Here is a 15,134-nt window from a genome sequence, read left to right on the forward strand (position 1 = left end):
TTTCCCGAGAAAATACAGGCTTTTTATATTTGATAAGAAATATTATAAGATTTTTCGAATCATAAAAAAAGCCTGAGAAATCTAGATTTCTCAGGCTTTTACTTTAAAGTAGTAGCGGGAACAGGATTCGAACCTGTGTCCGCTGCGGCGGATATGATCCTTCTCACAAATAAATTAAATAAAAAAGCTCCAGATTTCTCTGAAGCTTTTGTCTTAGTAGCGGGAACAGGACTCGAACCTGTGACCTTCGGGTTATGAGCCCGACGAGCTGCCTACTGCTCTATCCCGCGATGTTTCGAGTGCAAAGATACGTCGATTTTTGAGAATTCCAACGAAAATATTAAAAAATGTTTTATTTTCTGTATTAACTTGATATGACTACCTTTGCAAAATAAATTTTACATAAAATGTCACACAAAGCAGGTTTCGTAAATATCATCGGAAATCCAAATGTTGGAAAATCAACATTGATGAACGCTTTCGTTGGAGAACGATTGTCGATCATTACATCAAAAGCACAAACTACACGTCATAGAATTTTAGGAATCGTAAACGGAGAAGACTTTCAATTGGTTTTGTCGGATACTCCTGGAATTATTAAACCGGCATACGAAATGCAGGAATCGATGATGAATTTTGTGAAATCGGCTTTTGAAGATGCTGACATTTTAATCTACATGGTCGAAATAGGAGAGCAAGATTTAAAAGATGAAGCTTTCTTTAATAAAATTATCTACGCAAAGATTCCGGTTTTATTGCTTTTAAATAAAATTGATAATTCGAACCAAGAACAATTGGAAGAGCAAGTGGCTTTCTGGAAAGAAAAAGTGCCAAATGCAGAAATTTTCCCGATTTCGGCTTTGCAGAACTTCAACGTTCCAGAAGTTTTCGGCAGAATTATCGAATTATTGCCAGAATCTCCAGCTTATTATCCTAAAGATCAATTAACAGACAAGCCAGAACGTTTCTTTGTTAACGAAACCATTCGTGAGAAAATCTTATTGAACTACAGTAAAGAGATTCCGTACGCGGTAGAAATTGTTACAGAAGAATTTCATGAAGACGAAAAAATTATCAGAATCCGTTCTGTGATTATGGTCGAGCGCGATACTCAAAAAGGAATTATTATCGGACATAAAGGTGCTGCTTTGAAAAAAGTAGGAACTGATGCCCGTGCTGATTTGGAGAAATTCTTCGGAAAACAAATTCACATTGAGCTTTATGTTAAAGTGAACAAAAATTGGAGAAGTAATGCTAATATGCTGAAACGATTCGGTTATAATCAATAATTTTTGTTTAACCGTTTATTCGTTAAACGAAAATGATTTTTGAAAATGAGACTCTATGAAAATTAAAAAGATTACAATTTTAATAATTACGATTTTAGCTTTAGTTTATGCAGGAATGACAATTATTAAAAAAGTTAATCTCAATAATGATTACAAAATAGGGCAGGCACTTGACAGTTTACATGGTGTAAAAGTTTATTATAATGGCGGTGTTGATAATGTTGAAGGAAGAAACGTTACAAAAGACAATTATAATTTAGGTCTGAAATACCAATGTGTAGAGTTCGTAAAAAGGTATTATTATGAGCATTATAATCATAAAATGCCAGATGCTTACGGTCATGCAAAAGATTTTTTTGATTCTAAAATTAAAGACGGCAACTTAAACGGCAATCGAAATTTAATTCAATATACAAATCCAAGTATGTCAAAACCAGAAACAGGAGATTTGGTTATTTTTTCTAGTTCGCTGTTAAACAGGTTTGGTCATGTGGCCATAATTTCGAAAGTTTCAGAAAATGAAATTGAAATCATTCAGCAGAATCCAGGGCCTTTCAGCGGTTCAAGAGAAGTTTTTGGTTTGAAAATTCAAGAAGGAAATTGTAAAATCGAGAGCAACAGAATTTTAGGGTGGTTGAGAAAAAAATAGAAACAAAATGTTCTTGAAACCTTAAAGCCCTAGCCCTGATAGAAGTGGAAATCCTTTTTTATTGTTTTTTTTACAATAAAAAAGATTGAAACGGATAGCAGGAAATAGCTCCTAAAAAAATAAAAAACTTAGTCCCGATAGCTATCGGGATAGAAACTTGGTAGTCAACAACTTTTTTTAACTACCTTTGCAAAAAATTTCAAATAAGCATTTTGGATGGTAAGAGACAGAATTTCAAGGAAATTGAAATCTGAAATCGGAAGTCTAAAATCTAAAATTCAAAAAAATGAATAATAACATTGTTGCGATAGTAGGAAGACCTAACGTGGGGAAATCGACCCTGTTTAATAGGCTGATACAAAGAAGAGAAGCTATTGTAGATTCTGTATCTGGGGTTACCCGTGATAGAAACTATGGTAAAAGCGAGTGGAACGGAAAAGAGTTTTCTGTCATTGATACAGGTGGATACGTTCGAGGGTCTGATGACATTTTCGAAGGTGAAATTCGTAAACAGGTAGAGCTTGCTATTGACGAAGCCGATGTTATTATTTTTGTGGTTGATGTTGAAGAAGGAATTACGCCAATGGATGAAACCGTTGCAAAATTGCTTCGTAAAGTAACAAAACCAGTTTTATTGGCCGTAAATAAGGTTGATAACGCAATGCGTGAGAAAGATGCGGTAGAGTTTTATAACCTTGGTTTAGGTGATTATTATACTTTTGCCAGTATTTCTGGAAGCGGAACTGGAGATTTATTAGATGCTTTAATCGAATCTTTTCCGGTAAAACCAGAACCAGTTCAGCCAGAAGTTGTTCTGCCTCGTTTTGCTGTAGTTGGTCGTCCAAATGCTGGTAAATCTAGCTTTATCAATGCATTAATTGGTCAAGATCGTTTTATGGTAACTGATATTGCAGGAACGACTCGTGATGCAATTGATACTAAATTTGACCGTTTTGGTTTCGAATTTAATTTGGTTGATACTGCGGGAATTCGCCGTAAAGCAAAAGTAAAAGAAGATTTAGAGTTTTATTCTGTAATGCGTTCTGTGCGTGCAATCGAACACGCTGATATTTGTATTTTGGTAATCGATGCAACCCGCGGATTCGAAGGTCAGGATCAGAGTATTTTCTGGTTGGCTGAGAAGAATAGAAAAGGTGTTGTAATCTTGGTAAATAAATGGGATTTGGTAGAAAAAGATACCATGTCTACAAGGGATTACGAAGAGAAAATCAAAAAAGAATTGATGCCATTTACAGATGTGCCAATTCTTTTCGTTTCGGCTTTAACGAAACAGCGTTTGTTAAAAGCGTTGGAAGCTACGGTTCAAGTTTTCGAAAATAGAAAACAAAGAATTTCGACTTCAAAATTCAACGAATATATGTTGAAAGTAATTGAAGCATATCCGCCACCAGCTACAAAAGGGAAATATGTAAAAATTAAATATTGCATGCAATTGCCAACTCAAACGCCTCAATTTGTATTTTTTGCTAATTTACCGCAGTATGTTAAAGAGCCTTATAAGCGATACCTTGAGAATAAAATTCGTGAAAAATGGGATTTTGCAGGAGTTCCAATCGATATTTACATAAGAGAAAAATAAAAAAATGAGTCCCCTAGAGTAGGGGACTTTTTTATGTTTTGTGTCTAGATAATTACAAGATCAATTTTTTATTGGCATTATATTTGAATAAATGTAAAAAATACAATTAAACCTTTTGCATTTTTTTAAGTCTTACTGATCTAACTAACCTAATTTTATGACCAAGATTTATTCATTTCTATTGTTTTTAGCCTTTGTTTATTCGGCAAGTGCACAAAACAATATTGTCGTTAAAGGAACTGTAGTAGATATTAATTCGCAGCTTCCGCTTGAACTCGCAACCGTTTATTTTACTACTGTAAAAGATTCTACAATTATTGAATATGCTACAACAGATAAAAACGGAAATTTTATTATCAATACTAAAAAGTATGATAAACCAGTTTTCTTAAAAGTAAATTATACTGGATACCAAGCGTATTACGAAGAGCAAAAAAATCTTACTGAAAGTAAAGATTTTGGTAAATTGTATATGCTTGAAAATGCAAATGTTTTGAATGAAGTGATTATTAAGAGCGAAGCACCGCCAATTACGATTAAAAAAGACACTTTAGAATTTAATGCTGGATCGTACAAAGTGCGTCCAGATGCCAATGTGGAGACATTGCTAAAACAGCTTCCAGGATTTGACGTAGATAATACAGGAAAAATTACGGTAAATGGGCGAGAAGTCAATCAGGTTTTAGTAAATGGAAAAGCATTTTTTGATAAAGATGGCGCTATTGCCATAAAGAATCTTCCTGCCGATATTATTAAAAAAGTTCAGGTTTCTGATTTTAAAACCAAAAAAGAAGAGCTTTCCAAACAAGAATCGACTTCAGATTATTCGAGTATAAATATTACCATTGACGAAAAGAAAAATAAAGGATATTTCGGTAAAGTCCTTGGCGGGTATGGTTCAGACGAACGTTACGAAAGCAGTTTGATGATGAACTTCTTCAAAAACAAACAAAAAATTAGTGTTTTGGCTTCGTCAAATAATATCAACTCAACCGGATTTTCTATGGATGATGTTTTTGATAATATGGGAGGCGGTCGAAATGCAAGAGGAGGCAGTCAAGGCGCTAGCAGTGGAGGAAAAGGAATTACGCAGTCGACTTTGGCTGGAATTAATTATTCCGATGATTGGACAGAGGATTTGGAGTTTATGAGCAGTTACAACTTTACCAATTCGGTGACTAAAAACGACAGTAAATCCAATCAGCTTAGTTTGTTGCCAACAGGAAATATTTTGACTGAAGCAGATTCTAAAACTAGAAATGAAAATACGGGTAATAAAGCCAATTTTGAATTAGAGTATAAAATCAATCCTACGATGCAGATTGTTGTGGCTCCAAAATTGAATTTGTCTGAATCGAACAGCAATTCTTCGTCTTCATCTTTTTCTGAGGATGAAAATGGAGAAGCATTGAACGAAAGTACAGCGACATCGCATACAGAAAGTTCAAATACGAGTTTTGCCAATAGCATTAATTTCAATAAAACTTTCGAAAAGAAATCTCGAAATTTAAGTGTTGTTTTTAATAACAATAACACGAAAAATGATTCGAACGGAATTAATATTTCGGAGACTATTTTTTATCAGGATTCAAAACCAAATGACGAAAGAAACCAGAATGCAAAAAATACTTCTAAAAGTGATGCATATTCGCTTGACTTAGAATATACGGAGCCTATTACAGATTCTCTTCGAGTTCGTTTTGGAACCGATTTTGACTGGCAGAGTTCGATGAACGATCAAAAGACATTTAATTTTGATGATGCATCACAGGAATATTCCGATTTGAATTTATCGCTGACGAATTATACAACATCCAAACAAAACTCAATTACCCCAAAAGTTGGGATTAGCTGGCAGAAAAGCAAATTATCGCTTAATGTAAACTCAAGAACCTCAATTGTAGAATTTGATAACCATTCTTTTTACTTAAATCAAGCGACTGATTTGAATAAAAGATATATGCTTCCGTACGGAACGGCACAGCTTCGATACAAATTTAACCGTTCTAAAAACTTAACGTTTAAATACGATTATTCTAATGCGCTTCCGTCAGCAACGCAGTTAATGCCAGTTGCAGATCTGAATAATCCGCTGAATAGTGTAATTGGTAATCCAAACTTAAATCCGATTGAGAAAAATACGGCGGGAATTGATTTTAAAAATTTTGATTTTAGAACACGTTCCGGCTATAGTTTATTCCTTAAAGGAGATTATTATAATAATGATATCGTTTCGACTTCTATTTATGATGACAGCGGAAAAAGAAATACTACTTATGTAAATATTTCAGGAACGTATTCGGCTTCGGTTGGAGGAAACTGGAATCAGCAGATTAAGAAAGATGCGCATACGATTAGATACGGTTTGCGTTTAAGCGGTAACTACAATTTTGATAAAGGATTTACAAATGCGGTTTTGTATTATGCCAAATCGGTTGTAATTACGCCTAGCGTTTATGCTTCGTACGATTATGGAGAAGTGCTTTCGATCGCACCGTCTTATAGTTTATCGTACAACGAAACGAGATACGAAAACTTTTCAAGAGATGCGACTTCAAACGTAATTCATAGAATTAATATGCAGACGACTTCTTACTGGCCAGCCAATTTGATTTTCGGAAATGATTTTGGATATACTTATAATTCGAATATTTCAGATGATTTCAAAAAAGATTTCTTCCTTTGGAACACCAGTTTGTCTTACGGATTTTTGGATAAAAAATTATACGCAAAAGTGAAAGTCTACGATGTCTTAAATCAGAATCAAAGCGCAACAAGAACTATTTCGCCAACTTCTATTAGAGACGAAGAAAACACCGTTTTAAAGCGATATGTAATGTTTTCTCTAGCTTATAAAATAGGAAACTTCGCCGAAAGCAAAAAAGGAGGAAAAAGACAAAGGGGATCGTAGTTTTTTTTGAGGGGCTGAGGAGCTGAGGAGCTGAGGTTCTGAGCTTCTAAGAAACAAAGAAACAAAGAAACAAAGAAACAAAGGGAATAATAAAAAAACCGAAAATCAAATTTTTGATTTTCGGTTTTTTTATTGGAAAATCTAAAATCTAAAATCTAAAATCTAAAATCTAAAATCTAAAATCTAAAATCTAAAATCTAAAATCTAAAATCTAAAATCTAAAATCTAAAATCTAAAATCTAAAATTTTCGATTGATCCTATGGTAAACCGTAAACCTGATAATATCCCGATCGTAAAAATCTACTCCGCTTGCGCGTCTCTGAAAGTTTTTTAAATAGCCCAATTCTAATCCAAGATTTGGATTAAAATGATAGCGTAAAGCAAAGTAAATACGATTTTGGTCAAAAGTATTTCTGCGATTGTCTTTTCCGAAATTGAATAAAATTTCATCAGAAATAGTTCCTTTTATACTTCGTTTTTCCTTTTCCCAAATCGTAAATTGAGACTGTAAACGATATCTAAATCTGTAAGCAAATGAAAATTCATTCAATAATCCATTTTTATCTGCTTTTTGAATAAACCGTTCTTCTAGCTGAAAACGGTTGTGAAAAGTGATTTTGGCAATATCATTAATCAAAGTAATATCTTGCTGCGCTCTATATTCGGGTACAGAGTAATCAGGATCAACATTCGGATTTTGTGTGTTTACATTAAAATAAGCAAATCCAGCTCCCAAATCGATCATTTTGTTTGCTCTGTAGCGAGCTTGAGATCTAATGACAAAAAGATTTTCGTGGACAGGATTTACAAAGCTTCGATTGTCAAATTCAGAATGAATAGCCCATTTTTCGCTTAACGGAAAAATATTATAGTATCGAATCCAGGTTAAAGTCTGCTGGTCGATTTTTCTTTGGTTTTGTCCGCTTAAAAGCTGACTCGTCAAGATTATAACAAAAAATATTCGCTGATACTTTTTCAATACTATAAATTCAGGCTGCGAATATATAGAAAACAGAATATACGAATTGAATTTAGGTTTGTTTTTTAAAATGCTTTTTGTTTGATTTTGTGATAGTTTTATTCTTTGAAAATTATTTCACTTAAATCGAAGTATCTTCAAAACCATAAAGCTGGTCTTTATTCTTATTGGTGTTTAAAAATAATTCTAATTGCGGAATGATTTCCAATTGTAAAAAACGAACTTCCGGATTGTTTCCATGACCGCTTTTTATTACAGAAGTAAAACGGAAGTTTTTGTTTGAGTTTTCATTTTTTATAGTCAACTGATAATAAAAAGAATTTGATTTCGATTTTGATGAAATAGCTAAAATACTGCTGAGATTGCAGATTTTCTTTTTAGCGATGGGTGTAATCTTGTAAAAAGAATCTATTTTTTTATCAAATTTGATAGTGGTTTTGTTTCGAATTAAAAACAAATAAAGACTATTCGAAATTAAAAGAAAAATAATAACAAAAGCAGTATATAAACCGATTAGAGAATTAATAAACTCCAATACAAGAAAACCAATAGTTAAAACTAAAACCCCTAAAATTAAATTTACGATATTATTCGATTTGCTGTACCAATAAGGATCAAATGAAATCTCATTTTCTGAAATAGTAAAATTGTAGTAAGTCTGTATTGTAGTGTTCAAATTATTGAAAATTTAAAAAGAACATTAAATTTCAATATTTTAAAAATCAAAAAAAGACTCTGGAAGTTTTTAAAATGACAGTTTAAGGTTTGTTTAAAAAATAAATAAAAAAAACGAGATGTATCTTAAAAATACATCTCGTTTTAATACTAAAACTAACTAACCACTTATAGAGAATACTTCAATGTAACTCCATAAGTTCTTTGATCACCAATAACTCCAGCATATTGTCCTGAGTTACCACCTGCAGGCAATAATTGCTCGTAGTAATCTTTATTTAAAAGATTGCGTCCCCAAAACTGAACAGATAAACCTTGCGAAGCACGGAAACCTAAACGGGCATTAAAGATTGCATAACCTTGTACAACTAAATATTTTGAAGCTGAAGGACTTGACGAAAATTCAGAACGTGCATAGCCGTCAGCAGCGAAGTAAATTTTTCCAGCATTTCCAAAGAATCTCGCATTGTCAGAAAGCTCACCTCCAAGAGAACCTGCCCATCTTGAAGCTCCTGGCAATTCAGTTCCAGAAACATCTTTAAAGGCAACTGGTGCTCCGGTTTCTTCTAAAGGAAGTGGTGCATTTGTAAATTTCACATATTTACCATCTGTATAAGTTGCAGCTCCATTTATTGTCAAGTGTGAATTGATAACAAAGCTAGCATCCAATTCTGCACCTCTTACACGAACTTTGTCTGCATTAGCAAGATAACCGCGGTTTACACCCAACTCAGCCGCCTGAACGTTGGTTTGAAAATCTTTGATATCGGTATTAAAGAACGTTAAGTTGAAAATTGAGTTTTTAAATGGAGACGTTTTTACTCCAATTTCATAATGGTTTACTTTTTCTGGCTTAACCACTGCAAGTTCAGTCAACGGCTGTCCAGCTGCATTGGTTGGAAGCCCAGCTACGTTAACTCCAACTGGCTTATAACTTTTAGCATAAGTAGCATAAGCATTGATTTTGTCTGATGCTTTGTAAGTAAGCGTTAAGTTTCCAGAAAAGTCTGTGTTATCTGTATCAGAATCAAATGCCTGATCGGAGTAAACTGATTTTTTTAAAGCCAATAAGGCTGGATCTGTAGTCTGAAGACCTCCGTATGTTTTACGAGAATAACTTGCATCTTTTTTATCAAAATTATATCTCAAACCCGGTAAAATGTGGAATCTCTCTGTAACAGCCCAATCAATCTGTCCGAATACAGCTGCACTAGAAGCTCTGATTCTTGCATCTGTTTTAATTCCGTAACCTTCAAAAAGGCCAGGAGTTTTCCATAACGGACTTGTTGAGCTTTGAGAGAATCTCCATTGTGCATTTCCAGATTCTTCTGTACCGTCTGTTTGAGAAGTTTGATCGATAAAGAATACTCCAGCAACACCGCTAATTTTTGAAGTTAACTGACCAGCATAACGAACTTCTTGTGTAATCTGAGTTTGTCTTGTTGGGTTTTGAGATTTAGCTAAAACCTGCAATCCCGTAAAATCTCTGTCATTTGACGGATCCCAGTTCCAGAAACGCCAAGCTGTTGTAGAAGTCAATGTTCCACCGCCAATTTTAGTGTCAATGTTTAATGAAACACCTCCTAAATCTTGTCCAGAACGCCAAGGCGTATCATGATCTATTTTACGGTCAAAAGCATTTAAACTTGGCAATTGATAATTTAAATCGGCAATAATAGCATCAAACTGACGGTATGCAGCCCTTTGAGTAGGGGCAACACCAGCAACAACCTGCGCATATCCGTCAGGACGCTGTGTTGTAAGATCTCCTGCAAAAATAATGTTTGTATTTTCGGTAGGAGTCCATAATAGTTGTCCTCTAAAACCTTGATTATTCAAAGTGTTGGTTGGTCTTCCAGTAGCAACGTTATCAATTAAACCGTCACGCTGAGTTCCAGAAAAAGATAAACGGCCAGCCACTTTTTTTCCTAATGCTCCAGTAATAGAAGCTTTAGCCTGCAAAAAGGCATAATTTCCATAACTTACTTCAAAATCGGCACCCGATGTAAAACTTGGTTTGCGAGAAGTAATATTAAAAGCCCCAGAAGTGGTATTTTTTCCAAATAAAGAACCTTGTGGTCCACGTAAAACTTCGATTTGTTCAACATCGATAAAATCTAAAGTTGTCGCTGCTGGACGTGCATAATAAACACCGTCAACGTAAAAACCAACTCCAGGATCGATACCATCATTTGTAAGTCCGAATGGAGAACCTAAACTTCTAATGTTGATTCCAGTATTTCTTGGGTTAGAAGAATACAATTGAACCGAAGGAACCAATTCTTTAATACGGTTTACGTTAAACGCTCCCGCTTGTTCTGCTTGTTTTCCTGTTACGACAGAAACGGCAATTGGCACATCCTGAACTTTTTCGATTCTTCTTCTTGAAGAAACTACAACTTCTACCAATTGGTTTTCCTCGCGTAAAGTTACCAATAAAGGAGAAGCAGGAATTGCTGTAATTTCAAGTTCGTTGGTTTTGTATCCAATGTATTGAACTAAAAGCGTAATAGGCAATTTTCCTTGAGATTCTATCGAAAAACGTCCTTCAGAATCTGTAATTGTGCTAAATGTTGTTCCTTTAATTACCACATTGGCTGCTTCTAAAGGAATATTTTGATCTGTAGTTACAACTCCTTCAATTTTTTGTGCGAATGAGATTGAGAACGTTAAAACTGCAAGTATTGTAAATATATTTTTTATAGATGTTTTCATTTTTATATTAAGTATATGTGATTAGTAGAATTTAGAATTAAATTTTTTTTACCAGCACATACACATCATAAATGAAGCAGTATTCACAGTTGTGAATTTGTTATTATAGTTTTGCAAAAGATTTTTTCCACCTGATTTACTAGAAGGTACTTTCATGAGTTAAAATTTTGTAAATGATTAGTTAATTATTTTTGGCAAATATATATAATTAATTCTATCGATTTACTAGGATTTAGAAAATATTTTTTTATTTCTTCACTAATGAAGCAATTGTGATACCTTCCATAGCCTTCAAAGTTTTATCTCTAATCAGCATTAAACCGTGACGCAGACTGCATTCGTCCTCGGTTTTGCAATCAGAGCAAGGCTCATAAAAATTTAGAGAAGCACATGGCAAAAGTGCAATTGCACCGTCAAATAATCGGTGAATTTCTGCCAAAGTAATGTCATTTTTAGATTTTATCAGGTAGTATCCGCCAAATTTTCCCTGCTTACTGCTTACAAAACGACCGCGTTTCAGATCTAATAAAATCTGTTCCAAAAACTTTTTAGGAATATTAGCGCCATCCGCAATTTCTACTGTTCTAGAAATGTGATTTTCGTCTTGTTCTGCTAAATAAAGTAAGGCCTTAAGGGCATATTTTGCTTTATGTGATAACATCTATTTTTTAATTATGAATTATAAATTATGAATTAAATTTTGAATTTAAAATATCTTCAAAGATAACTTGAAACTTTAAACAAAACTTAAAACATGAAACAAAATTTAATTACCAGCCTCCGCTAGATCCTCCGCCAGAGAAACCTCCACCGCCAAATCCGCCGCCGAAGCCACCGCCACCGCCGAAACCGCCTCCAGAAGATCCGCCACCGAATCCTCCAAATCCGCCGCCTCCGCCACTTCTTCCAAGATTACTTAGAATGATGACATCGAGCAGGCTAGGGCCACCGCCGCCATTGTTTCCTGAGTTTCCTCCACCGCCTCGTTTATTTCGAGAAAGTAGAATTAAAACAATAACAACAATTACGATAAAAGGAAGAATAGGAAAGTCTTGTCCTTTATTGGTTGTTTTGCGTTCGCCTTTAAATTTTCCTTTAAAAACGTCAATAATAGCATCAGTTCCTTTGTCAAGACCGTTGTAAAAACTTCCCGCCTTGAATTCTGGTATGATAATATTTCTAATAATAGTTCCACCAATACCTGCCGTTAAACGATCTTCAAGACCGTAACCTGGATTGATGGCAATTTTCTTTTCATTTTTAGCTAAAAGAATTACAACGCCATTATCGTCTTCTTTTGTTCCTCCAATTCCCCAAGTTTGTCCCCATTTTGTTGCTAGCTGGCTTACATCTTCTCCTTTTAAACTTTCAATAGTAATTACCACAATTTGAGTAGTTGTAGAATCGGAGTAGCGAACTAGTTTTTCTTCTAATTGTGCTTTTTCTGTTGAACTTAAAATGTTGGCATAATCATAAACAGAAGTCTGAAAACTTGGTTTTGGCGGAATCTCAAATTGCGCAAAAATAGCATTGCTGATAAATAATGCGATAAACAAAAAAGTAATCTGAAAAATTCTATTGGAATTTGTGATTTTGTTTTTAGAAATTTTCATTATTTATCCTTTTGAGATTTCGTTAGATAATTCGTTTACATCATCTTCCTGAGAAGGAAAATATTTTTTAAGCTGTGTTCCGGCATTTAAGATGCCCTCAACAATTCCTTGTTTAAAGTTTCCAGCTTTAAAGTGGTTGGTCATAATGTCTTTGGTACAATCCCAAAAATCATTGGCTACCAAATCATTAATTCCTTTATCTCCACAAATTACAAAGTTTTTGTCGTCAACTGCAAAATAGAGCAATACGCCATTTTTTAGTTTCGTTTCGTCCATTCGCAATTCATGAAAAACTTCTAAAGCCCTGTCAAAATGGACTTTAGAAGTTGTTTTTTCTATATGAACTCTAATTTCGCCAGAAGTATTATTTTCGGCCATGCGAATAGCTTCAACAATTTCTTGCTCTTCTTCTTTGGTTAAAAAATCTTCTACTTTTGACATTTTTTGATTTTAGAGTTAAGATTGTAGATTTTAGATTGAAAATGGATTCTCAATTAAATCTTTGATATTAGAATTTTACTTCAACAGGTTTGTCTGCTCCAGTCGATGCTTCAAAGTATGGTTTTTCTTTGTATTCGCTCAAGAACCAGTTGTTCGGAATTTTTAAAACATATCCGTTGTAAACTTGTACAGATTCGTTAAAACGAGTTCTGGCTGTTAGAATCTGGTTTTCAGTACTTGCCAATTCGTCTTGTAATTTCAAGAAGTTTTCGTTTGCTTTTAAAGTTGGATATTGTTCAACAGAAACCAATAATCTTGATAAAGATGAACTTACTCCACTTTGCGCTTGGTTAAATGCTGCTAATTGTTCTGGAGTTACATTACTTGGATCAATAGTTACCGAAGTAGCTTTTGCACGAGCTTCGATTACTGCGGTTAAAGTTCCTTTTTCAAAATCTGCAGCACCTTTTACAGTGTTTACTAAATTCCCGATAAGATCATTACGTCTTTGGTAAGCCGTCTGAACATTTCCCCATTCTTTATTTACAGCTTGACTGTGTTGCAAAGCAGTATTTTTAATACCAATCGACCAAAATGCGATAATAGCAATAAGTGCTACAATAATTCCTACAGGGATTAACCACTTTTTCATATTTGTTTAATTTAGGTTTATTTCAATTTTTAATTACAATTCGTTTTTGATGTCGTTCAGTTGCGTTTTTATCGACTCTAATTTACGTATTATTTCGAATTTATCTAACGTTTTCTTCTGACCTTCTTTTAAGTGTATTTTCGCACCATCAAGCGTAAATCCTCTTTCTTTTACTAAGTGATAGATTAATTGAAGATTGGTAATATCTTCTGGGGTGAACATTCTATTTCCCTTTGCATTTTTTTTAGGTTTCAGAATATCAAATTCGCTGTCCCAAAATCGTATCAAAGAAGCATTGACATTAAAAGCTTTGGCAACTTCGCCAATACTGTAATATCTTTTGTCTTTAGAAAGTTCAATATGCATGGTTCGTTTTTTTCTATTTTATTTCAAAAATAGTATTTTTTGTACTATTAATCTAATGATTGGTTTTCTTGATTTGCCATTTGTGAAATTGCGACATATTCTACAGCCGAAATATTTCCGTAATAAAAATTCAGCGGATTTACCACTTTTCCGTCTTTGTGCACTTCATAATGACAATGCGGACCTTCTGATCTTCCTGTACTTCCGACATAACCAATAACATCGCCGCGTTTTACTCGCTGTCCCGGACGGCAGTTGTATTTGCTTAAATGCGCATACAAACTTTCATATCCAAAACCGTGCCTGATCACAACATGGTTTCCGTATCCAGAAGCAGTGTTGTCTGCTCTTTCTACAACGCCATCTCCTGTTGCGTAGATTGGAGCGCCTGTATTGGCAGTAAAATCCATTCCGTTATGCATTTTTCGCACTTTCGTGAAAGGATCAATGCGGTATCCAAAACCTGACGCAACACGTTTTAAATTTTCATTTCGGACTGGCTGAATGGCAGGAATTGCCAATAATAAGTTTTCTTTAGCTCCAGCTAATTTTAAAATCTCATCTAAAGATTTGGATTGAATGGCCAATTGCTTCGAAAGCTTATCAATTCTTTTTGTGGTATTTAGAACCAATTGCGAATTATTGTATCCTTCTAAAATTTTATATCGGTCAGAATTTTTAAAACCTGCTTTTCGAATAGAATCTGGAATTTCGGCTTTGTTAAAATAAATGCGGTAAATATTATTGTCACGTTCTTCTAAAGCATCTGCAGCTTCATCAATTTCGTCTAATTTTTTATTCAAAATAGCATATTGCAGTTTTAAATTTTCAATCTCTCGGGCCTGCAAACGATCTTTGGGAGTTTCGAAATAAGGAGTGTTTATTAAAAGGACAAAAACTAAAAAGCCAAATAGTGCCGAAGCGACTAAAAACAGGAATGCGTAACCAATTTTTATTCTTTTTCTGGTTTTTATTTTCGTATAAGCCAGATTTTCTGAGTCGTAATAATATTTTACTTTCGCCATATTTTAAAATACGCTATTTTTGCAGCTTGTAAAATAACTTAGACGAACAATATTGCAAAATGTTGCAGTCATAAAGGCTTTTTACAAGAAGATAGGTTAATTATATAATTGGGGTAATTATATAATGCGCAAAATAAGGAATTTATTGTTTTAAACGATTAGTTTTTTATTATCGATTTCGAAATTAACGCATTATCAAATTCACAGATTATCTAATT

13 protein-coding genes and 1 tRNA gene are annotated in these 15,134 nt (G+C 34.0%); 4 read left to right on the plus strand and 10 right to left on the minus strand.

Going from position 1 to position 15,134, the window contains the following annotated elements; all coding sequences use genetic code 11:
• Positions 1 to 217: 217 nt before the first annotated feature.
• Positions 218 to 290, minus strand: a tRNA-Met gene (locus tag AC3E9W_RS19235).
• A gap of 117 nt (positions 291 to 407) precedes the next feature.
• Between AC3E9W_RS19235 and era the strand changes: the two genes are divergently transcribed.
• The 4 genes from era (at position 408) to AC3E9W_RS19255 (ending at position 6,449) form a co-directional block, all read left to right on the plus strand.
• The gene (era, locus tag AC3E9W_RS19240) at positions 408 to 1,289 is read left to right on the plus strand and encodes a GTPase Era (protein ID WP_488769638.1); all 882 of its coding nucleotides are present in this window, start codon (positions 408 to 410) and stop codon (positions 1,287 to 1,289) included.
• A 55-nt stretch (positions 1,290 to 1,344) separates the two neighbouring features.
• A complete protein-coding gene (locus AC3E9W_RS19245; RefSeq protein ID WP_488769639.1) occupies positions 1,345 to 1,938 on the plus strand; it encodes a CHAP domain-containing protein in 594 nt (197 codons plus the stop codon).
• Positions 1,939 to 2,224: 286 nt separating this feature from the next.
• Entirely contained in the window at positions 2,225 to 3,538 is a 1,314-nt protein-coding gene (gene der, locus AC3E9W_RS19250; protein ID WP_306158481.1) for a ribosome biogenesis GTPase Der, read from the plus strand.
• Positions 3,539 to 3,695: 157 nt separating this feature from the next.
• Positions 3,696 to 6,449, plus strand: a complete 2,754-nt coding sequence (locus AC3E9W_RS19255; protein ID WP_488769640.1) for an outer membrane beta-barrel protein — start codon at positions 3,696 to 3,698, stop codon at positions 6,447 to 6,449.
• Between the two features lie 239 nt (positions 6,450 to 6,688).
• On the opposite strand, the gene AC3E9W_RS19260 is transcribed toward AC3E9W_RS19255, so the two are convergent.
• From AC3E9W_RS19260 to AC3E9W_RS19300, 9 genes are all read right to left on the minus strand, one after another.
• The gene (locus AC3E9W_RS19260; RefSeq protein ID WP_488769641.1) at positions 6,689 to 7,429 is read right to left on the minus strand and encodes a DUF2490 domain-containing protein; all 741 of its coding nucleotides are present in this window, start codon (positions 7,427 to 7,429) and stop codon (positions 6,689 to 6,691) included.
• 121 nt (positions 7,430 to 7,550) lie between these two features.
• Complete coding sequence (locus tag AC3E9W_RS19265) at positions 7,551 to 8,105, minus strand: hypothetical protein (RefSeq protein ID WP_488769642.1); 555 nt, start codon at positions 8,103 to 8,105, stop codon at positions 7,551 to 7,553.
• Positions 8,106 to 8,272: 167 nt separating this feature from the next.
• The gene (locus AC3E9W_RS19270) at positions 8,273 to 10,819 is read right to left on the minus strand and encodes a TonB-dependent receptor (RefSeq protein WP_488769643.1); all 2,547 of its coding nucleotides are present in this window, start codon (positions 10,817 to 10,819) and stop codon (positions 8,273 to 8,275) included.
• A 247-nt stretch (positions 10,820 to 11,066) separates the two neighbouring features.
• Positions 11,067 to 11,480, minus strand: a complete 414-nt coding sequence (locus AC3E9W_RS19275; protein WP_125722517.1) for an RrF2 family transcriptional regulator — start codon at positions 11,478 to 11,480, stop codon at positions 11,067 to 11,069.
• Between the two features lie 109 nt (positions 11,481 to 11,589).
• Entirely contained in the window at positions 11,590 to 12,432 is an 843-nt protein-coding gene (locus AC3E9W_RS19280; RefSeq protein ID WP_306158491.1) for a TPM domain-containing protein, read from the minus strand.
• A gap of 3 nt (positions 12,433 to 12,435) precedes the next feature.
• The gene (locus tag AC3E9W_RS19285) at positions 12,436 to 12,873 is read right to left on the minus strand and encodes a TPM domain-containing protein (protein ID WP_306158493.1); all 438 of its coding nucleotides are present in this window, start codon (positions 12,871 to 12,873) and stop codon (positions 12,436 to 12,438) included.
• Between the two features lie 67 nt (positions 12,874 to 12,940).
• A complete protein-coding gene (locus AC3E9W_RS19290; protein ID WP_488769644.1) occupies positions 12,941 to 13,525 on the minus strand; it encodes a LemA family protein in 585 nt (194 codons plus the stop codon).
• A gap of 33 nt (positions 13,526 to 13,558) precedes the next feature.
• A complete protein-coding gene (locus AC3E9W_RS19295) occupies positions 13,559 to 13,891 on the minus strand; it encodes a MerR family transcriptional regulator (RefSeq protein ID WP_125722513.1) in 333 nt (110 codons plus the stop codon).
• A 47-nt stretch (positions 13,892 to 13,938) separates the two neighbouring features.
• Positions 13,939 to 14,916: a peptidoglycan DD-metalloendopeptidase family protein gene (locus tag AC3E9W_RS19300; RefSeq protein ID WP_488769645.1), complete on the minus strand. Its 978-nt coding sequence runs from the start codon at positions 14,914 to 14,916 to the stop codon at positions 13,939 to 13,941.
• Between the last annotated feature and the right edge of the window lie 218 nt (positions 14,917 to 15,134).

The sequence above is a fragment of the Flavobacterium sp. 38 genome, assembly GCF_057799715.1.

Bases quoted from the DNA above. Each gene is read 5' to 3' on its own strand.
- AC3E9W_RS19295 (WP_125722513.1), bottom strand. From the start codon at position 13,891: ATGCATATTGAACTTTCTAAAGACAAAAGATATTACAGTATTGGCGAA.
- AC3E9W_RS19270 (WP_488769643.1), bottom strand. From the start codon at position 10,819: ATGAAAACATCTATAAAAAATATATTTACAATACTTGCAGTTTTAACG.
- AC3E9W_RS19280 (WP_306158491.1), bottom strand. From the start codon at position 12,432: ATGAAAATTTCTAAAAACAAAATCACAAATTCCAATAGAATTTTTCAG.
- AC3E9W_RS19290 (WP_488769644.1), bottom strand. From the start codon at position 13,525: ATGAAAAAGTGGTTAATCCCTGTAGGAATTATTGTAGCACTTATTGCT.
- era (WP_488769638.1), top strand. From the start codon at position 408: ATGTCACACAAAGCAGGTTTCGTAAATATCATCGGAAATCCAAATGTT.
- AC3E9W_RS19255 (WP_488769640.1), top strand. From the start codon at position 3,696: ATGACCAAGATTTATTCATTTCTATTGTTTTTAGCCTTTGTTTATTCG.
- AC3E9W_RS19245 (WP_488769639.1), top strand. From the start codon at position 1,345: ATGAAAATTAAAAAGATTACAATTTTAATAATTACGATTTTAGCTTTA.
- AC3E9W_RS19275 (WP_125722517.1), bottom strand. From the start codon at position 11,480: ATGTTATCACATAAAGCAAAATATGCCCTTAAGGCCTTACTTTATTTA.
- der (WP_306158481.1), top strand. From the start codon at position 2,225: ATGAATAATAACATTGTTGCGATAGTAGGAAGACCTAACGTGGGGAAA.
- AC3E9W_RS19300 (WP_488769645.1), bottom strand. From the start codon at position 14,916: ATGGCGAAAGTAAAATATTATTACGACTCAGAAAATCTGGCTTATACG.
- AC3E9W_RS19285 (WP_306158493.1), bottom strand. From the start codon at position 12,873: ATGTCAAAAGTAGAAGATTTTTTAACCAAAGAAGAAGAGCAAGAAATT.